The organism is Enterobacter sp. ODB01 (assembly GCF_001623605.1).
Classification (GTDB): domain Bacteria; phylum Pseudomonadota; class Gammaproteobacteria; order Enterobacterales; family Enterobacteriaceae; genus Enterobacter; species Enterobacter kobei.
This window is the reverse complement of record NZ_CP015227.1, coordinates 351,603-368,975: the sequence shown is the minus strand read 5'-3', so window position 1 is coordinate 368,975 and position 17,373 is coordinate 351,603. Positions and strand designations below refer to the sequence as shown.

Here is a 17,373-nt window from a genome sequence, read left to right as displayed (position 1 = left end):
TGGTCATGATGAGCAATAAAGCACCTGTTGAACCGATCGTATTGGGAAAAATGGGTTCTTGCTACGGTATCCGTGGTTGGCTCAGAGTGTTTTCCTCCACTGAAGACGCTGATAGCATTTTTGATTACCAGCCCTGGTTTATCCAGAAAGCCGGTAAGTGGGAAGAGGTCGAGCTGGAAAGCTGGCGTCACCACAATCAGGACATCATCATCAAGCTGAAAGGCATTGACGATCGTGATGCCGCGAATGCGCTGACTAATTGTGAAATTGTCGTGGATTCGTCGCAGTTGCCGCAGCTGGAAGAGGGCGACTACTACTGGAAAGACCTTATGGGTTGCCAGGTAGTCACTACCGAAGGCTACAGCCTGGGAAAAGTCATCGATATGATGGAAACCGGGTCAAATGACGTTCTCGTCATTAAGGCAAACCTGAAAGATGCATTTGGCATCAAGGAGCGGTTGGTCCCGTTCCTCGATGGACAGGTTATCAAGAAAGTCGATCTCGCTACTCAAACCATTGAAGTAGATTGGGATCCTGGTTTTTAAATTCTCCGGATAAACGGTAAAAGACGGCGCTATGTGGATTGGCATAATTAGCCTGTTTCCTGAAATGTTCCGCGCGATTACCGATTACGGGGTAACTGGCCGGGCAGTAAAGAATGGCCTGCTGAGCATCCAGAGCTGGAGTCCTCGTGACTTCACGCATGACCGGCACCGTACCGTGGACGATCGTCCTTACGGCGGCGGACCGGGGATGTTGATGATGGTGCAACCCTTGCGGGATGCCATTCACACAGCAAAAGCCGCGGCAGGTGAAGGCGCAAAGGTGATTTATCTGTCACCTCAGGGACGCAAGCTTGATCAAGCGGGCGTGAGCGAACTGGCGACGAATCAAAAGCTGATTCTGGTCTGTGGTCGCTACGAAGGGATAGATGAGCGCGTAATTCAAACCGAGATTGACGAAGAATGGTCTATCGGCGATTACGTTCTCAGCGGTGGTGAGTTACCAGCGATGACGCTGATTGACTCCGTTGCCCGGTTCATTCCGGGTGTACTGGGCCATGAAGCTTCGGCAACGGAAGATTCCTTTGCCGATGGGTTGCTGGACTGCCCACACTATACTCGTCCTGAAGTGTTAGAAGGGATGGAAGTCCCGGCGGTGTTACTGTCTGGAAACCATGCCGAGATACGTCGCTGGCGTTTGAAGCAGTCGCTGGGCCGAACCTGGCTTAGAAGACCTGAACTTCTGGAAAACCTGGCTCTGACTGAAGAGCAAGCAAAGTTGCTGGCCGAGTTCAAAACTGAACACGCGAACCAGCAGCATGAACATGATGGGAAGGCGTAATACGCTCCCGAATATCAGTTTACCCAGGATAAGAGATTAAATTATGAGCAACATTATTAAGCAACTTGAACAAGAGCAGATGAAGCAGGACGTACCTTCCTTCCGTCCAGGTGACACCGTGGAAGTGAAAGTATGGGTTGTTGAAGGTTCCAAAAAACGTCTGCAGGCATTCGAGGGCGTGGTTATCGCTATTCGTAACCGCGGTCTGCACTCTGCATTCACTGTTCGTAAAATTTCCAACGGCGAAGGCGTTGAGCGTGTCTTCCAGACTCACTCTCCGGTAGTTGACAGCATTGCTGTTAAACGTCGTGGTGCTGTACGTAAAGCTAAACTGTACTACCTGCGTGAGCGTACTGGTAAGTCTGCTCGTATTAAAGAGCGTCTGAACTAAGATTCGCTTAAGCGACATCCTGTTAGAAAGGGCTGGCCGAAAGGCCGGCCCTTTTTTTATCGCATCGCACCTCTCGCATTAACCCTTTTGTCATAAATCATTTACAATGCTTGCCTCTTGAATGGAGGGAAAGTGGGCAACGTACTGCATCAGCACACCTGGAAACGCGCAGCGGCCTTGACCGCGCTGTTTGCGATCCTGCTGATCGTGGTAGCGCCGCTTATCTCCGTCTCCTTGCAGAAAGATCCCATGAGTGCCATGCCGGGCATGCATCATGACATGAGCATGATGTCGATGGACGCGCATCATGGCGATACGCCGCATACGATGCCTGTCGACCATGCGGAAGCGTGCGGTTACTGCGTGCTGTTAGCGCATGTACCTGGCATGATGCTGGCGCTGATCGTCCTGCTCTGCGTGGTGCTGCAACGGCTTCGCCTTAAGCCGCCGCGTCAGGCGGTCAGCCACTGGCACTTTTTCCCCTGGCTTTACCCCGATACCCGCGCGCCGCCGCGGCAGTCTGCTTTCTCCCTTTAAAAAAATATCGATAACTTTTTGCCTTAAAAAGGAAAAGTATGACTACCTGCACACCGCGCGCGGCATGGGGAAACCTGCTGCGTCGCCTCCATTTCTACATCGGGCTGTTTGTTGGCCCGTTTATCTTCTTCGCTGCGTTAACCGGTACGCTGTATGTGGCGACGCCACAGCTGGAAAATGTCCTCTATCGGCACGCGCTCCACACCGATTCCGCGGGCGAGCCGCAGCCGCTGGCGAACCAAATTGCCGTGGCGGAAAAAATCGTGGGTTCAGATTTGCGTTTGCACGCCGTTCGTCCGGGGCTGGTTGAAGGCGAAACCACCCGCGTGATGTTTGCTGACCCGACGCTGGAGCCATCGGAAAACCGGGCTATCTTTGTCGATCCGGTAAATCTGGCGGTGCTGGGGGATATGACGGTGTACGGCACCAGCGGGATTTTACCGCTGCGCCAGACCATTGATTATTTGCATACCTCTTTGATGCTGGGTGATATCGGGCGTCTCTATAGCGAACTGGCCGCGTCGTGGATGTGGGTTGCCGCATTGGGCGGTATTGCCCTGTGGTTTTATACCCGACCGAAACGGCGAATTAACAACCGCTTCCAGAACCGTCGTCGTGTGCATGTGGTATTAGGCTGGATCCTGCTGGGCGGAATGCTGTTGTTCTCCGCAACCGGCCTGACGTGGTCGCAGTGGGCGGGCGGAAACGTCGATAAACTCCGGGCACAAATGAACTGGCTTACGCCTCAGGTGAACACCACGCTTTCAGGTGCGCCTGCCATGATGGACGAACACGCGGAGCATCGCGGTCACCATGCTGGCATGATGATGCCTGAAATGGCGATGGATCTGACGCAATTTGATGGCGTATTAAGCGCGGCGCGTAAAGCGGGGATTGATGCCAGCAAGCTTGAGATCCGCCCGGCGAAAACGGCGGACCGTGCCTGGACCGTGACGGAAATCGATCGCAGCTGGCCAACTCAGGTGGATGCGGTTGCGGTTGATCCCGGTACGATGCAGGTTCTGGACAGAACCCGTTTTGAGGATTTCCCGCTAATGGCAAAACTGACCCGCTGGGGCGTAGATTTCCATATGGGGATTTTATTCGGGCTGGTGAATCAGCTGCTGCTCGTTGCCTTCGGGCTTGCCCTGTGCGTGCTTATCATCTGGGGGTACCGGATGTGGTGGATGCGTCGCCCGGCACAATCGGCAGTCAATCCGGTACAAACGCTTTGTCAGTGCTGGCTGGCGCTGTCAGGATGGGGAAGAGGTGTTACGCTCATCATCAGCGTGCTACTGGGGCTGGCTTTGCCTGTTATGGGGATGAGTCTGGCGCTGTTTATCCTGATCGACTGGCTACGCTGGCGAGCGGCAACAGGCGTGTCGCTCGCCGAATCATCCGCTAAATAACCCTATGGCGTGCTGATAACCACTGATACCCGGCGGTTTTCAGCGCGCCCTTGCGCGGTACTGTTGCTCGCAATCGGGTATTTTTTGCCTAATCCCCGGGTGGTGAGATTCTCGCGCGGGATATTCGCTCCCTTCGCCCATGCGTCGGCAACGGCATTGGCACGTTTTAACGACAGCGCTTCGTTGTAACTTTCTTCGCCGTAATTATCCGTATGACCATCCATTCGAGCGTGATTCAGGCCGGTTTTCGCCAGACGAGCGGCCATGGATTGGATCTGTGTTTCACTTTCGGAACGGAGTCTGGCGTCATTTTTATCAAACAGAATGGTATCCGATAATCCCAGGGACCAGTCGCCGTTCAGTTCGTTAAAACCGTAGGACTTCATCGCTGCAATTTGTTCTGGCGTGAATTTACCTTCAGGCGGCGACTGACAGCCTGCCAGAACCAGTGAGGCCAGGACTAACGGCGCGAAGTATCGTTTTAACATAGTATATCCTTTCTAACTTATTGTTTTTGTACGCTGGTTTTTGACCTGGTACATATTGCGGTCGGCTTTTTCCAGTAATGCTTCAACGGACGCATTTTCCCACGCCAGAGCAAAGCCAATGCTGAGTGACATTGATGCTTTTTGTCCGTTATGCAGATCAAACGGACGGATAAACTGCTGCGATAACGCAGCACAAATGTGTTGAACTTCAAGCTCAGAATGAACGCCGTACAGCACCATGGCAAATTCGTCACCGCCAAGGCGATAGGACTGATGGCGCTTATCGCCAAATTCCACCATCCTGCTGGCGACTTCAATCAGCACGCAGTCTCCTGCCGCGTGTCCCCAGGTGTCATTGATAAACTTAAAATTATCACCATCAAGGAAGAGCAGGGCCGAATTTATTCTCGCCGAAGGGTCGTTCATCAGTGCCGCAATGCTGTTACGAAACGCTGCGCGGTTAGCAAGGCCGGTGAGCGGATCGTGCATGGCGGTACGCAATAGTTGGGCATTTTTCGCCTGAAGCTTAAGCTGCCACTCCTCCATCTCATCCAGGAGGCTGTTGAAGTCTTCACCAAACTGGTGGAACTCTTCGATACGCCCATCTTTCACCCGTCGGGAGAAATTACGGTTTGTGCGGACGTCATGCACCACATCGGTGATGTTTTGCAGGGCCGTGACCATGCCGTGATGCAGAGAGTGGGTAATGGCGATCGCGACGACGGTGGCAAAAAGAATACAGCCGGTAAGAACGGCAAACGACATCCAGATGAAGTGGCTAATCAGGCTGTCACGCGCGGTAAGGCGAATTTCGCCGATCATCGAACCGTTATGCATGATTGGCTGTGCAATCGGTACAGGGAAAAGCCAGCGGCTGACCAGCGCCCCCAGCGTGTCGTTATTATCCTTCGGATTCCAGGACCAGTATGCAAAACGCTTTTTGTGTACGTTAATGACTTCTGCTACGGCAAACTGCCCCTGCTTACCCAGGGCTGCGAGGGTTTCGTTGGCGGCCAACGAATCGTTGAAAACCAGAGAGGCTTCAAGACTGTGGCTCATGGTGGCGCCGGTTAATTCGAGATTCTTTTGCGCGTATTGTTTTAACGTCACGACGGAAGCAAAACAGAGTAACAGCCATATAAGCGTCATCGTGATGATGACGCTTATCATGCTGTTTCGCCTAAGCGTTCTTTTAAACGTTGGACGTGGCGTCGAGGTGAAATCTTTATCCATGCTGCTTATTCCGTGCAAGCATTAATACATCGGGATTGACCCTGACACCACTGCGCGACAATGCATCCAGATTGACGGAAAACCGCACCTGGCCACGTTCGATTATCAGGCAAAAAGCACTGCCAATAACACATTCCGGATTTTGCTCTGAGATTAATAGCAATGCTCTGCCCTGATATTGACTTATTAATTCAAGTTGTTTTGCCGGCGGTTCAGACCCGAAATAAACAGCATCGCACGTCGCGTCCAGGGCTTCCCGATCGTTACGGACAATAACGGGAGTGTAGGGTAACTCGGTATGCCCTTCATTGCCGCTGAGTGCGTGCGTGTAGTGAGAGGTGGCATAAATGCAAAGCCTGGGCTGTCCGGAAAGTGACGGCCATCGCGTATAGCTCACAATCCCCGAGACAATCGAACGTACCGATTTATCCGTCTCCGTGAGCGCGCCTGCCGTCGCCGGGCCCACCATAAGAAACAGCATTAACACCAGAGTGAGTCGGAACAAAGAGATCAAGTATGAATTTCTCACCAGAATCCGCCGTACCGCTCCGGAAATAGATGTCCTTAAGAGATGCGGGCAGAATACCATTGTTTGTCTGAGCCGTCATTATGTCAGAAATAGCCTTCGGCTGACCTAAGCTAAATCCTACAGTGGTTTATTTTCCAGGGGATAAACACAGACTTAATTAAGTCTGCTGGAACGCATACTTTCGTCCATTCCTTTTTGCCATGACGCACGGAGTTTCACAGCATTTTCAACGCTATCACAACTGGCTGGATAAGATTTGCCCGCTAATCCCCAGGCATGAATAAAACCTTCTTCGCACACTTTCTTCTGACCATCAGCGTAGCCGCGGAGATATTCGCTACGATCAACATGAGAGTCATTAAAACTATCGGCCAGGGTCTGGTTATCTTTAACCGGCAGGCCATTCATGGCGTCTTCTTTTCCGGCACTGAACCAGTCCGGACTCGTCCAGTGGGGCTGAAAAGTGTAAGGATTAATCTGGCAGCCCGATAAAAACAGCAACAACAGCACCAGAGCAATTGAGCGCATAGCGATTCTCCTTTTTTTCTTCAGCATAGCCTGGCGGAAGAAAAGCGGAGTGTAATTTAAAGTTTACGTATTTAACGGCTGTTTTTTGCTAATAATTAGCTTATGTAAAGTAATATTTACGGATTTTGGATTGAAATCTTTACTTGTTGTGGTATCGTTGCTTCACCTCATCGAGGATAACAACTATCGCAAACGAGCATTACAGGATCGCCATCATGCAAAAAGACGCGCTGAACAACGTACATATCACTGACGAACAGGTTTTAATTACCCCGGATCAACTGAAAGCAGCATTCCCGCTGAGTGCAGCGCAGGAGGCTCAAATTGAGCACTCTCGCCAGACCATTTCTGACATTATCGCTGGTCGCGATCCGCGCCTGCTGGTGGTCTGTGGTCCTTGCTCTATTCACGATCCTGAAACCGCCATTGAGTACGCTCATCGATTTAAAGCATTAGCGGAGGAGGTCAGCGATAGCCTCTATCTGGTGATGCGCGTCTATTTTGAGAAGCCACGCACGACTGTTGGCTGGAAAGGGTTGATTAACGATCCGCACATGGATGGCTCGTTTGATGTGGAAGCAGGGCTGAAGATTGCGCGTCGCCTGCTGGTGGAGCTGGTTAGCATGGGGCTGCCGCTGGCAACCGAAGCGCTTGATCCGAATAGCCCGCAATACCTGGGCGATCTGTTCAGCTGGTCTGCGATTGGTGCGCGGACGACGGAATCGCAAACCCACCGCGAGATGGCGTCTGGTCTGTCGATGCCGGTTGGTTTTAAAAACGGTACCGATGGCAGTCTGGCGACGGCGATCAACGCTATGCGCGCCGCCGCAATGCCGCACCGTTTTGTGGGTATCAACCAGGCGGGCCAGGTGTGCCTCCTGCAAACTCAGGGTAACCCGGACGGTCATGTGATCCTGCGCGGCGGTAAAGCGCCAAACTACAGCCCGGCAGATGTGGCGCAGTGTGAAAAAGAGATGGAGCAGGCGGGACTGCGCCCGGCACTGATGGTAGATTGCAGTCATGGTAATTCGAATAAAGATTATCGTCGCCAGCCCGCGGTTGCCGAATCCGTGGTCGCACAGATCAAAGACGGCAACCGTTCGATTATCGGTCTGATGATTGAGAGCAACATTCATGAAGGTAATCAGTCATCTGAACAACCGCGCAGTGCGATGAAGCACGGCGTCTCCGTGACGGATGCCTGCATCAGCTGGGAAACCACCGATGCGCTGCTGCGTGAGATCCATAAAGATTTAAATGGCCAGCTGGCGACGCGTCTGGCTTAAGAGGTTAGCTATGGTTGCTGAATTGACCGCATTACGCGATCAAATTGATGAAGTGGACAAGGCGCTGCTGGATCTGCTGGCGCGCCGTATGGCACTGGTTGCTGAAGTCGGTGAAGTAAAAAGTAAATACGGCCTGCCGATTTACGTTCCGGAGCGGGAAGCCTCAATGCTGGCTTCCCGTCGTAAAGAGGCCCAGTCGCTGGGTGTTTCGCCGGATTTGATTGAAGATGTGCTGCGTCGCGTAATGCGCGAATCCTATTCCAGCGAAAACGACAAAGGCTTCAAAACCCTCTGTCCGTCCCTGCGTCCGGTGGTGATTGTCGGCGGCGGCGGGCAGATGGGGCGTCTGTTTGAAAAAATGCTGACGCTTTCTGGCTACCAGGTGCGCATTCTGGAGAAAGAGGACTGGGCCCAGGCGCCAGAACTGATGAAAGACGCGGGAATGGTTATCGTCAGCGTGCCGATCCACGTGACGGAGCAGATCATCGGAAAACTTCCGCCTTTACCGCAGGATTGCATCCTGGTGGACCTTGCTTCTGTCAAAAATGGTCCGCTGCAGGCAATGCTGGCCGCGCATACGGGTCCGGTACTGGGTCTGCACCCGATGTTTGGCCCGGACAGCGGCAGCCTGGCGAAGCAAGTGGTGGTTTACTGCGACGGGCGTCAGCCGGAAGCCTATCAGTGGTTCCTCGAACAGATTCAGGTATGGGGCGCACGACTGCACCGTATCAGCGCGGTTGAGCACGATCAGAACATGGCGTTTATTCAGGCACTGCGCCACTTTGCGACCTTTGCCTACGGTCTGCATCTGGCGGAAGAGAACGTGCAGCTTGAACAGCTGCTGGCGCTCTCATCACCGATCTATCGTCTGGAACTGGCGATGGTTGGACGTCTGTTTGCGCAGGATCCCCAGCTTTACGCCGACATTATTATGTCGTCCGAAAATAATCTGGCACTGATCAAACGTTACTATCAGCGCTTTGGCGAAGCCATTACGCTGCTGGAGCATGGCGACAAGCAGGCGTTTATCGACAGTTTCCGTAAAGTGGAGCATTGGTTCGGTGATTACGCCACGCGTTTCCAGAGCGAGAGCCGCACGCTGTTGCGCCAGGCAAATGACAGTCGCCAGTAATCCGATGATGTATATACTGAAAGCCAGCATTGCTGGCTTTTTTCATTTTGGGGAACTGTCATGGCTGAACCGCAGCTGCTGTTGAATTACACCGGGCACCTGCCTGAGTGTCCGACATGGAGCGCTGAAGAGCATGCGCTCTACTGGGCCGATATCCTGGAAGGCGAAATCCACCGATATCATCTGCCAACGGCAGAACACACCGTGCTCTCTTTCCATGAGGAAGTGGGCTGTTTTGCGTTGCGTGAACGCGGCGGGTTTATCGTGGCCATGCGCAATGGCATCTGGCTTGCCGATAAGCATGGCCTCCTGCAGCGTAAGGTGTGCGATAACCCCTCTAACCCACAGCTGGCGCGTTTTAATGACGGGGGAACCGACAGTATGGGGCGTTTCTATGCGGGGACGTTCTGGGGGCCGGGGGATTACAACGGCGCGTTGCTGATGCGTATCGACAACGATCTGACACCGAAAGTAATCCAGTGTGATATTCACGGGCATAACGGCTTAGCGTTTAGTCCGGATAAGCGGTGGATGTATACCTCCGATACGCCCAATGGGGTGATCTATCGCACTCCGGTTGATCAGCAGGGTGAACCCGGCAGACGTGAGATCTTTCGTCAATTTAAAGAGGGCGAAGGGATACCGGACGGCGCGGCAGTCGATGTGGAAGGCTGCTACTGGAGCTCACTGTTTGACGGCTGGCGTATCGCGCGTTTTTCACCGCAAGGGGAGCAGCTGGAAGAGTATCGCTTGCCTGTACGTTGCCCGACGATGGTCTGCTTTGGCGGCGATGATATGAAAACGCTGTTCATTACGACCACGCGGGAAAATATGGATGCAGAAGAGGTGGCTGAGTATCCGCTCTCCGGCGCCATCTTCACCCTGCCCGTAAATGTGGCAGGGATGAAGAAAAGTCGCTTTATCGAACGTTAGCTTGGATCGACAGGCACGACGTTTTCGCTCGGATAGCAGCCCAGCACTTTCATGGAACGGGTTATCTCACCCAGTTCACGCAGGGCCTTCTGCATGGAGGCAGACTCCAGGTTGGCCTGGATATCGAGATAAAACATCTCTTCCCACGGGTTACCGTGAATTGGACGCGATTCCAGTTTGGTCATGATCAGGTTGTGGTTGCGCAGCACCAGCAGGGCTTCAACCAGTGCACCCGCCTGTTGTCCGGTCGCCATCAGCAGCGTGGTTTTCGCTGGCACCTGGTCTGACACATTGATGGACTTGCGCGCCAGCACCACGAAACGGGTAATATTTTGCGTCTGGTTTGCCAGGTTGCGCTCCAGCACCTGTAAGCCATACAACGCGCCACCCGCCTCGCTACCGAGTGCAGCGACGGCTGGCGAGTTAGCCTGCGCCACTTTTTCCATTGCCGCGGAGGTGCTTTCGGTGTACTCGATTTTCCAGCTCGGATAGCGGTTCAGGAACTGGCTGCACTGCTGGAACGGCTGGGGATGACTGTAGACGGTTTCTATCTTGCTCAGATCGGTTGAGCCGGAAACCAGCACGCAGTGATCGATAGGGATCGTCAGCTCGCCAACCAGCGACAGGCTGGTGTGCTGCAGCAAATCGTAAACGTCGTTGATGGCACCCGAACTGGTGTTTTCAATGGGCACGACGGCGTAATCCGCCTGGCCGGTCTCGACCTGGTTAAAGATATCGGCAAATTTTGCGCAGCCGCTCTCAATAAATTCTTCGAAATGGCGAGCGGCATACTGACGTGCGGCCAGGTGAGAGTAAGAGCCTTTCGGGCCGAGGAAGGCGATACGCGCAGAATGCGGGTTAGTTTTGTTCAGATGCTGCTGGAGCAGCGCTTGCTGAGTGAGAACGGAGTCTTCAATGATGAGCTGGAACAACCGGGTGATGTAATGGGCATCGAGGTGGTGCGCTTTGCCGAGCTGGATCAGACGTTCCAGCAGATCGCGTTCGCGGTCAATATCACGTACCGGACGATGGGAGTCCAGCTTGGCTTTCCCCACTTCAACGGCGAGCATGCGACGTTCGGCCAGCAGTGCCAGTAATTTCTCATCCAGCGCGCTGATTTTTACGCGCAGGTCCAGTAACGGGTTTTCCGGTGTCATAGTGTCGCCTGTCTCATTTTATCGTTATCAATAAAAAAGGCCCCCCGGTGTGGGAGGCCTTGTTGTTCGTCTTCGCATTCTTTATCACACGACGAAACGCCTCCCGGTCAGGGGAAGGTAAAAAAGAATGCGAAGAAGAACGGCGTAAGTTTCATAACATCATCCTGTGATTGATACCGTTAAAGTACCTGTACTGTTTTCACCCTGTCAATAAAAAACGCGCCCGAAGGCGCGTTGGCGGTACACTCAATTTAAAGGATTACTCTTCTTCAACTTCTTCCGCGAAGCTGGCGTCTTTCACCGAGGATGCGGCGCGACGGGCTTCACCTTTGTGTTGCACTTTATTGAGCTGCCGTTCCAGCTTGTTGATCAAATCGTTAATAGCCGTGTACATATCTTCATGTTTTGCGCTGGCGACCAGATGGCCGTTTGGAGTATTGATAGTTGCGTCAGCGATGAAACCCTGTGGCTCCTTAGACAGAATGATATGCGGGTTAATCAGGTGAGTTTGCCATTTATCCAGTTTGGCGAGACGGTCTGCGACGTGCTGGCGAATTGCCGGAGTAATTTCCATTTGTTTACTGGTAATGTTCATTGTCATAAATTTTACCTCTTGTCTTTCCGTCTTGGTGATTCCAGCATACCCGACCTAATGTCAAAATGTGTGATTTAGATCACGTTATTTTGTCGGTTTTTGTCAGGGAATCTTTTTTGTGAGGCAGGGCAGGAAGAGGTGAGATTTACCTTGTGGAAGGCAAAAATTGCGGTCATAGTTGACGGGATGAGTTGAGATAAAGCGCTTCAGCGAATATCAGAAATGGATACAAAAACGGCAGCCTTCGGGCTGCCGTTTTGCATTGAAGCACTATCAGGTGTTGCTGCTATTAGCGGCGATAATTTTCGCCACTTTTTCAGCCTGAGTGGTCATCTGCATCTGACGGTAAGCATTTTCCATCAGCTTCAGGCCGTCACGCGTTGCCTGAGTATCCGGGTAATCACGCAGCATACCTTCTACGCGGTTAACCACGGCAACCCATGCGCCACGGCGGGTATAGTATTCCGCAACGGAGTATTCATACTTCGCCAGGCGATCTTTCAGGAACACCAGACGTTTGGTCGCGTCGGTCACGTACTGACTGTTTGGATAGCCGCGCACCAGTTTGGAGAAGTCATTGAAGGCATCACGCGCATGCTGGGGATCACGATCGGAACGATCCACGCCGAAGAAGCCCTGCAGAGCACTGTCATCCAGCGCCATGTTGGTCAGACCGCGCATGTACATGACGTAATCGATGTTAGGATGAGTCGGATTCAGACGCATGAAACGATCGATAGTTGCCTGAGCCAGCGGCAGGTCGGCATTTTTGTAGTAGGCGTAGATAAGATCTAACTGTACCTGCTGCGAATACGGACCAAATGGATAGCGATTATCCAACGCTTCCAGTTGCGTTATCGCCTGTTTCCAGTTACCGTCCTGCAACTTTTGTTGTGCAGTCGCATAGATTTCATTCGGCGGATTGTCAGGGACCTGTTCATTCGAACCGGAGCAGCCCACCAAAGCCAGGCTCAACGTGGCCGCTGCCACCAGATATTTCATGCGCGTCATGACGTTTTGACTTTCCTCAAATGTTTGTCCGGGAGAAACTCTGTTCCTGCTCCCGATTAAGACCAGCTACAATAGCACACTATATTAAACGGCAAAGCCGTAAAACCCAACGTTAAACAAAGAAGCAGTTTATGGCACAACGAGTAGAACTCACCGCAACAGTCTCCGAAAATCAGCTCGGTCAACGCTTAGATCAGGCTTTGGCCGAATTGTTCCCTGATTATTCGCGTTCACGCATAAAAGAATGGATCCTTGACCAGCGCGTGCTGGTAAACGGCAAGATCTGGGACAAACCAAAAGAGAAAGTGTTTGGTGGGGAAGCTGTTGCCATCAATGCTGAAATCGAAGAGGAAATCCGCTTCGAGCCGCAGGATATCCCACTGGACATCGTCTATGAAGATGATGACATTCTGGTGATCAACAAGCCGCGCGACCTGGTTGTTCATCCGGGGGCGGGGAACCCTGACGGTACGGTACTTAATGCGCTTCTCCATTACTATCCACCGATTGCTGATGTCCCGCGCGCGGGTATCGTTCACCGTCTGGATAAAGACACCACAGGTCTGATGGTCGTGGCAAAGACCGTTCCTGCTCAGACCCGTCTGGTGGAATCACTGCAGCTGCGTGAAATTACCCGTGAATACGAAGCGGTAGCCATTGGCCACATGACCGCTGGCGGTACGGTAGAAGAACCGATTAGCCGTCACCCAACTAAACGCACTCATATGTCGGTGCACCCGATGGGGAAACCAGCGGTGACGCACTATCGCATTATGGAGCACTTCCGTATTCATACGCGCCTGCGCCTGCGCCTGGAAACCGGTCGTACGCACCAGATCCGTGTTCATATGGCCCACATTACCCATCCGCTGGTGGGGGATCAGGTATACGGCGGTCGTCCGCGTCCGCCAAAAGGCGCATCGGATGAGTTCATCAGCGTACTGCGCAAGTTCGATCGTCAGGCGCTGCACGCGACCATGCTGCGTCTCTATCACCCCATCACCGGTATTCAGATGGAGTGGCATGCGCCTCTCCCACAGGATATGGTGGAACTGATTGACGCCATGCGTGCTGATTTCGAAGAACATAAGGACCACGTGGACTGGTTATGACCAAACTGATTGTCCCGGAGTGGCCACTACCTGAAGGCGTGGCCGCCTGCAGCTCAACCCGGACTGGCGGAGTCAGCCAGGGCGCGTGGGAGTCGTTGAATCTCGGCGCACACTGTGGCGATAACCTGGAGCACGTAGAAGAGAACCGCAGGCGTCTGTTTGCTGCGGGGAATCTGCCCTCGAAACCGGTCTGGCTGGAACAGGTTCATGGTAAAGCGGTGCTGAAGCTGACGGGAGAACCTTACGCTTCTAAACGCGCAGACGCCTCTTACAGCAATACTCCGGGCACGGTTTGTGCCGTTATGACCGCCGATTGTCTGCCGGTTTTGTTCTGTAACCGGGCAGGTACTGAAGTGGCTGCCGCGCATGCAGGCTGGCGTGGATTGTGTGAGGGCGTGCTGGAAGAGACCGTCGCCTGCTTTAACGATGATTCTGCCAATATCATGGCCTGGCTGGGTCCGGCGATTGGCCCTCGTGCTTTTGAAGTGGGGCCGGAAGTTCGCGAAGCATTCATGGAAAAAGATCCGCAAGCCGCTGAGGCTTTTCAGCCTTCCGGTGAAAAATATCTGGCAGATATTTACCAGCTTGCCCGTCAGCGCCTGAATAGCGTCGGTGTCACGCAGATCTTCGGCGGAGATCGCTGTACTTTCACCGAAAAGGGTGATTTTTTCTCTTATCGCCGCGACAAGACTACGGGTCGTATGGCAAGTTTTATTTGGCTGATATAACCTAAAGAATCAAGACGATCCGGAACGTGCCGTTTTCTTTTCACATAATTCAGATCATTAACCTTGAATAATTGAGGGATGACCTCATTTAATCTCCAGTAGCAAATTTGACCTGTTTATGGGAGGAGTTATGCGTCTGGATCGTCTTACTAATAAATTCCAGCTTGCTCTTGCCGATGCCCAGTCGCTCGCGCTGGGGCACGACAACCAATTCATCGAACCTCTTCATTTAATGAGCGCCTTGCTGAATCAGGAAGGGGGATCGGTACGTCCTTTATTAACGTCTGCTGGCATTAATGCTGGCCAGTTACGCACCGCTATCGATCAGGCACTGAGCCGTTTACCGCAGGTAGAAGGTACCGGCGGTGATGTTCAGCCGTCTCAGGATCTGGTGCGCGTGCTGAACCTTTGCGACAAGCTGGCGCAAAAACGTGGGGACAACTTTATTTCGTCAGAGCTGTTTGTTCTGGCGGCGCTTGAATCACGCGGTACCTTAACCGACCTGCTGAAATCTGCCGGTGCAACCACCGCCAATGTGACTCAGGCGATTGAGAAAATGCGCGGAGGTGAAAGCGTGAACGATCAGGGAGCCGAAGACCAACGTCAGGCTTTGAAGAAATTTACGGTCGATCTGACCGAACGTGCTGAGCAGGGCAAACTTGACCCGGTCATCGGCCGTGACGAAGAGATCCGCCGTACGATTCAGGTATTGCAGCGTCGTACCAAGAACAACCCGGTTCTGATTGGTGAGCCCGGTGTGGGTAAAACCGCCATTGTTGAAGGGCTGGCGCAGCGTATCGTAAACGGTGAAGTGCCGGAAGGGCTGAAAGGTCGCCGCGTGCTGGCACTGGATATGGGGGCGCTGGTGGCCGGGGCGAAATACCGCGGTGAGTTTGAAGAGCGTCTGAAAGGTGTGCTTAACGACCTGGCTAAACAGGAAGGCAACGTCATTCTGTTTATTGACGAACTGCACACCATGGTGGGGGCCGGTAAGGCCGACGGCGCGATGGATGCCGGGAACATGCTGAAACCAGCCCTGGCACGTGGTGAACTGCATTGCGTTGGCGCCACGACGCTGGATGAGTACCGCCAGTACATTGAGAAAGATGCTGCTCTGGAACGTCGTTTCCAGAAAGTGTTTGTTGCCGAGCCAAGCGTTGAAGATACCATCGCGATTTTGCGTGGTCTGAAAGAACGTTATGAGCTGCATCACCATGTGCAAATCACCGACCCGGCGATTGTGGCGGCTGCGACGCTTTCGCACCGTTATATTGCTGACCGTCAGTTGCCGGATAAAGCGATCGACCTGATTGATGAAGCGGCGTCGAGCATTCGTATGCAGATTGACTCGAAACCGGAAGAACTGGACAGGCTCGACCGTCGTATCATTCAGCTCAAGCTGGAACAGCAGGCGCTGAAGAAAGAGTCTGATGAAGCCAGTAAGAAACGCCTCGATATGCTCAACGAAGAACTGGACGACAAAGAGCGTCAGTATTCTGAGCTGGAAGAAGAGTGGAAAGCCGAGAAAGCTTCACTGTCTGGCACGCAGACCATTAAAGCGGAACTTGAGCAGGCGAAAATCGCCATCGAACAGGCTCGCCGTGTGGGCGATCTGGCGCGAATGTCCGAGTTGCAGTACGGCAAAATCCCGGAGCTGGAAAAACAGCTTGAGATCGCCACGCAGTCGGAAGGCAAAACCATGCGTCTGTTACGTAATAAAGTGACGGATGCAGAAATTGCAGAAGTGCTGGCTCGCTGGACCGGTATTCCGGTGGCGCGCATGATGGAAAGCGAACGCGATAAACTGCTGCGTATGGAGCAGGATCTGCATCAGCGCGTGATCGGTCAGGACGAGGCGGTTGAAGCCGTCTCCAATGCCATCCGCCGTAGCCGTGCGGGGCTGTCCGATCCTAATCGCCCGATTGGTTCGTTCCTGTTCCTGGGGCCGACCGGTGTCGGTAAGACCGAGCTGTGCAAAGCGCTGGCTAACTTTATGTTCGATAGCGACGATGCGATGGTGCGCATCGACATGTCCGAGTTTATGGAAAAACACTCCGTCTCGCGTCTGGTCGGGGCACCTCCAGGATATGTCGGTTATGAAGAAGGTGGCTATCTGACAGAAGCGGTGCGTCGCCGTCCTTATTCCGTCATTCTGCTGGATGAGGTGGAAAAAGCGCACCCGGATGTGTTCAACATTCTGCTTCAGGTGCTGGATGATGGCCGTCTGACTGACGGGCAGGGGAGAACGGTCGACTTCCGTAATACGGTCGTCATTATGACATCGAACCTGGGTTCTGATTTGATTCAGGAACGTTTCGGTGAGCTGGACTACGGCCATATGAAGGATCTGGTGATGGGGGTTGTCAGCCATAGCTTCCGTCCAGAGTTCATCAACCGTATTGATGAAGTGGTGGTGTTCCATCCTCTGGGTGAGAAACACATTGCGTCGATTGCGCAGATCCAGCTGCAGCGTCTGTACAAACGTCTGGAAGAGCGTGGATATGAAATTCACATCTCTGACGATGCGCTGAAATTGTTGAGCGAGAACGGTTATGATCCGGTGTATGGTGCGCGTCCGTTGAAACGTGCTATCCAGCAGCAGATCGAAAACCCGCTGGCGCAGCAGATCCTGTCCGGGGAGCTGATTCCGGGCAAAGTTATCCGTCTGGAAGCCAACGACGATCGCATTGTGGCAGTGCAGTAAGTCACAAAACGCAAAAACGAGCCGCTTGCGGCTCGTTTTTGTTTAAAAACCAGGCGAGAATTGAGGTCTGGGAAGTGTTTTGCCTGGAAAGTGAGCAGTCAGTAAATAATTTTCACTTTATCCTTGCAGGTTCGGAATTACTCCCTATAATGCGCCTCCACTGACACGGAACAACGGCACACAAGCCGCCGGGTCAGCAGAGAAAAGCAAAATAAACGCTTGACTCTGAAAGAGGAAAGCGTAATATACGCCACCT

19 protein-coding genes and 1 other annotated feature are annotated in these 17,373 nt (G+C 53.0%); of the genes, 11 read left to right on the top strand and 8 right to left on the bottom strand.

The annotated features are described in order from the left end of the window. Window positions 1-5 precede the first annotated feature (5 nt). From rimM to A4308_RS01720, 5 genes are all read left to right on the top strand, one after another. Complete coding sequence (rimM, locus tag A4308_RS01740; RefSeq protein ID WP_028014127.1) at window positions 6-545, top strand: ribosome maturation factor RimM; 540 nt, start codon at window positions 6-8, stop codon at window positions 543-545. 31 nt (window positions 546-576) lie between these two features. Beyond that, window positions 577-1,344 carry a tRNA (guanosine(37)-N1)-methyltransferase TrmD gene (gene trmD, locus A4308_RS01735; RefSeq protein ID WP_014884877.1) on the top strand — a complete coding sequence of 256 codons (768 nt, stop codon included), beginning with the start codon at window positions 577-579 and terminating at the stop codon, window positions 1,342-1,344. Between the two features lie 43 nt (window positions 1,345-1,387). Beyond that, a complete protein-coding gene (rplS, locus tag A4308_RS01730; protein ID WP_002914145.1) occupies window positions 1,388-1,735 on the top strand; it encodes a 50S ribosomal protein L19 in 348 nt (115 codons plus the stop codon). Between the two features lie 132 nt (window positions 1,736-1,867). Then, complete coding sequence (locus A4308_RS01725; protein ID WP_045281750.1) at window positions 1,868-2,272, top strand: DUF2946 domain-containing protein; 405 nt, start codon at window positions 1,868-1,870, stop codon at window positions 2,270-2,272. A gap of 38 nt (window positions 2,273-2,310) precedes the next feature. Beyond that, complete coding sequence (locus A4308_RS01720; RefSeq protein ID WP_045281751.1) at window positions 2,311-3,681, top strand: PepSY-associated TM helix domain-containing protein; 1,371 nt, start codon at window positions 2,311-2,313, stop codon at window positions 3,679-3,681. Window positions 3,682-3,683: 2 nt separating this feature from the next. On the opposite strand, the gene A4308_RS01715 is transcribed toward A4308_RS01720, so the two are convergent. From A4308_RS01715 to A4308_RS01700, 4 genes are all read right to left on the bottom strand, one after another. Beyond that, window positions 3,684-4,169: an OmpA family protein gene (locus A4308_RS01715; RefSeq protein ID WP_014884874.1), complete on the bottom strand. Its 486-nt coding sequence runs from the start codon at window positions 4,167-4,169 to the stop codon at window positions 3,684-3,686. Between the two features lie 12 nt (window positions 4,170-4,181). Next, entirely contained in the window at window positions 4,182-5,402 is a 1,221-nt protein-coding gene (gene dgcN, locus A4308_RS01710; RefSeq protein ID WP_014884873.1) for a diguanylate cyclase DgcN, read from the bottom strand. Then, on the bottom strand, window positions 5,395-5,883 hold the full coding sequence (locus A4308_RS01705) for a YfiR family protein (protein WP_072093817.1): 489 nt from the start codon (window positions 5,881-5,883) through the stop codon (window positions 5,395-5,397). The genes dgcN and A4308_RS01705 overlap by 8 nt, the downstream gene beginning before the upstream one ends. A 201-nt stretch (window positions 5,884-6,084) precedes the next feature. After that, the gene (locus A4308_RS01700; RefSeq protein WP_045281752.1) at window positions 6,085-6,459 is read right to left on the bottom strand and encodes a DUF2799 domain-containing protein; all 375 of its coding nucleotides are present in this window, start codon (window positions 6,457-6,459) and stop codon (window positions 6,085-6,087) included. A 215-nt stretch (window positions 6,460-6,674) separates the two neighbouring features. Between A4308_RS01700 and aroF the strand changes: the two genes are divergently transcribed. The 3 genes from aroF to A4308_RS01685 are packed head-to-tail and all read left to right on the top strand — an operon-like array spanning window position 6,675 to window position 9,810. Beyond that, complete coding sequence (aroF, locus tag A4308_RS01695) at window positions 6,675-7,745, top strand: 3-deoxy-7-phosphoheptulonate synthase AroF (RefSeq protein WP_014884870.1); 1,071 nt, start codon at window positions 6,675-6,677, stop codon at window positions 7,743-7,745. Between the two features lie 10 nt (window positions 7,746-7,755). After that, the gene (gene tyrA, locus A4308_RS01690; protein WP_023337646.1) at window positions 7,756-8,877 is read left to right on the top strand and encodes a bifunctional chorismate mutase/prephenate dehydrogenase; all 1,122 of its coding nucleotides are present in this window, start codon (window positions 7,756-7,758) and stop codon (window positions 8,875-8,877) included. Between the two features lie 60 nt (window positions 8,878-8,937). Beyond that, the gene (locus A4308_RS01685; RefSeq protein WP_045281753.1) at window positions 8,938-9,810 is read left to right on the top strand and encodes an SMP-30/gluconolactonase/LRE family protein; all 873 of its coding nucleotides are present in this window, start codon (window positions 8,938-8,940) and stop codon (window positions 9,808-9,810) included. Here A4308_RS01685 and pheA read toward each other — a convergent pair. The 4 genes from pheA to bamD all read right to left on the bottom strand — a co-directional run bounded on the left by pheA (window position 9,807) and on the right by bamD (window position 12,573). After that, window positions 9,807-10,967, bottom strand: a complete 1,161-nt coding sequence (gene pheA / locus A4308_RS01680) for a bifunctional chorismate mutase/prephenate dehydratase (RefSeq protein WP_047027843.1) — start codon at window positions 10,965-10,967, stop codon at window positions 9,807-9,809. The two genes, A4308_RS01685 and pheA, sit on opposite strands and share 4 nt — an antisense overlap. A gap of 30 nt (window positions 10,968-10,997) precedes the next feature. Next, window positions 10,998-11,123: a sequence feature (Phe leader region), on the bottom strand. After that, window positions 11,075-11,122 (bottom strand): pheA operon leader peptide PheL, encoded by a 48-nt coding sequence (gene pheL / locus A4308_RS22375; RefSeq protein ID WP_100249759.1) that lies wholly within the window; start codon window positions 11,120-11,122, stop codon window positions 11,075-11,077. Its footprint overlaps the feature before it by 48 nt. A gap of 103 nt (window positions 11,124-11,226) precedes the next feature. Beyond that, window positions 11,227-11,568 carry a ribosome-associated translation inhibitor RaiA gene (gene raiA, locus A4308_RS01675; protein ID WP_014884866.1) on the bottom strand — a complete coding sequence of 114 codons (342 nt, stop codon included), beginning with the start codon at window positions 11,566-11,568 and terminating at the stop codon, window positions 11,227-11,229. Window positions 11,569-11,835: 267 nt separating this feature from the next. Continuing rightward, window positions 11,836-12,573, bottom strand: coding sequence for an outer membrane protein assembly factor BamD (bamD, locus tag A4308_RS01670; protein WP_014884865.1), 738 nt, complete (start codon window positions 12,571-12,573; stop codon window positions 11,836-11,838). Window positions 12,574-12,704: 131 nt separating this feature from the next. Between bamD and rluD the strand changes: the two genes are divergently transcribed. The 3 genes from rluD (at window position 12,705) to clpB (ending at window position 17,117) form a co-directional block, all read left to right on the top strand. Continuing rightward, window positions 12,705-13,685, top strand: coding sequence for a 23S rRNA pseudouridine(1911/1915/1917) synthase RluD (gene rluD / locus A4308_RS01665; RefSeq protein WP_014884864.1), 981 nt, complete (start codon window positions 12,705-12,707; stop codon window positions 13,683-13,685). Then, the gene (gene yfiH / locus A4308_RS01660) at window positions 13,682-14,413 is read left to right on the top strand and encodes a purine nucleoside phosphorylase YfiH (protein ID WP_045269715.1); all 732 of its coding nucleotides are present in this window, start codon (window positions 13,682-13,684) and stop codon (window positions 14,411-14,413) included. The genes rluD and yfiH overlap by 4 nt, the downstream gene beginning before the upstream one ends. A gap of 130 nt (window positions 14,414-14,543) precedes the next feature. After that, window positions 14,544-17,117 (top strand): ATP-dependent chaperone ClpB, encoded by a 2,574-nt coding sequence (gene clpB / locus A4308_RS01655; protein ID WP_014884862.1) that lies wholly within the window; start codon window positions 14,544-14,546, stop codon window positions 17,115-17,117. Window positions 17,118-17,373: the final 256 nt, after the last annotated feature.

What these genes read in the sequence shown, in the direction of transcription:
- A4308_RS01700 (WP_045281752.1), bottom strand. Translation starts at nt 6,459, where the DNA reads ATGCGCTCAATTGCTCTGGTGCTGTTGTTGCTGTTTTTATCGGGCTGC.
- dgcN (WP_014884873.1), bottom strand. Translation starts at nt 5,402, where the DNA reads ATGGATAAAGATTTCACCTCGACGCCACGTCCAACGTTTAAAAGAACG.
- yfiH (WP_045269715.1), top strand. Translation starts at nt 13,682, where the DNA reads ATGACCAAACTGATTGTCCCGGAGTGGCCACTACCTGAAGGCGTGGCC.
- A4308_RS01685 (WP_045281753.1), top strand. Translation starts at nt 8,938, where the DNA reads ATGGCTGAACCGCAGCTGCTGTTGAATTACACCGGGCACCTGCCTGAG.
- A4308_RS01715 (WP_014884874.1), bottom strand. Translation starts at nt 4,169, where the DNA reads ATGTTAAAACGATACTTCGCGCCGTTAGTCCTGGCCTCACTGGTTCTG.
- clpB (WP_014884862.1), top strand. Translation starts at nt 14,544, where the DNA reads ATGCGTCTGGATCGTCTTACTAATAAATTCCAGCTTGCTCTTGCCGAT.
- rimM (WP_028014127.1), top strand. Translation starts at nt 6, where the DNA reads ATGATGAGCAATAAAGCACCTGTTGAACCGATCGTATTGGGAAAAATG.
- aroF (WP_014884870.1), top strand. Translation starts at nt 6,675, where the DNA reads ATGCAAAAAGACGCGCTGAACAACGTACATATCACTGACGAACAGGTT.
- pheA (WP_047027843.1), bottom strand. Translation starts at nt 10,967, where the DNA reads ATGACACCGGAAAACCCGTTACTGGACCTGCGCGTAAAAATCAGCGCG.
- rplS (WP_002914145.1), top strand. Translation starts at nt 1,388, where the DNA reads ATGAGCAACATTATTAAGCAACTTGAACAAGAGCAGATGAAGCAGGAC.
- raiA (WP_014884866.1), bottom strand. Translation starts at nt 11,568, where the DNA reads ATGACAATGAACATTACCAGTAAACAAATGGAAATTACTCCGGCAATT.
- rluD (WP_014884864.1), top strand. Translation starts at nt 12,705, where the DNA reads ATGGCACAACGAGTAGAACTCACCGCAACAGTCTCCGAAAATCAGCTC.
- trmD (WP_014884877.1), top strand. Translation starts at nt 577, where the DNA reads ATGTGGATTGGCATAATTAGCCTGTTTCCTGAAATGTTCCGCGCGATT.
- A4308_RS01720 (WP_045281751.1), top strand. Translation starts at nt 2,311, where the DNA reads ATGACTACCTGCACACCGCGCGCGGCATGGGGAAACCTGCTGCGTCGC.
- bamD (WP_014884865.1), bottom strand. Translation starts at nt 12,573, where the DNA reads ATGACGCGCATGAAATATCTGGTGGCAGCGGCCACGTTGAGCCTGGCT.
- A4308_RS01705 (WP_072093817.1), bottom strand. Translation starts at nt 5,883, where the DNA reads ATGCTGTTTCTTATGGTGGGCCCGGCGACGGCAGGCGCGCTCACGGAG.
- tyrA (WP_023337646.1), top strand. Translation starts at nt 7,756, where the DNA reads ATGGTTGCTGAATTGACCGCATTACGCGATCAAATTGATGAAGTGGAC.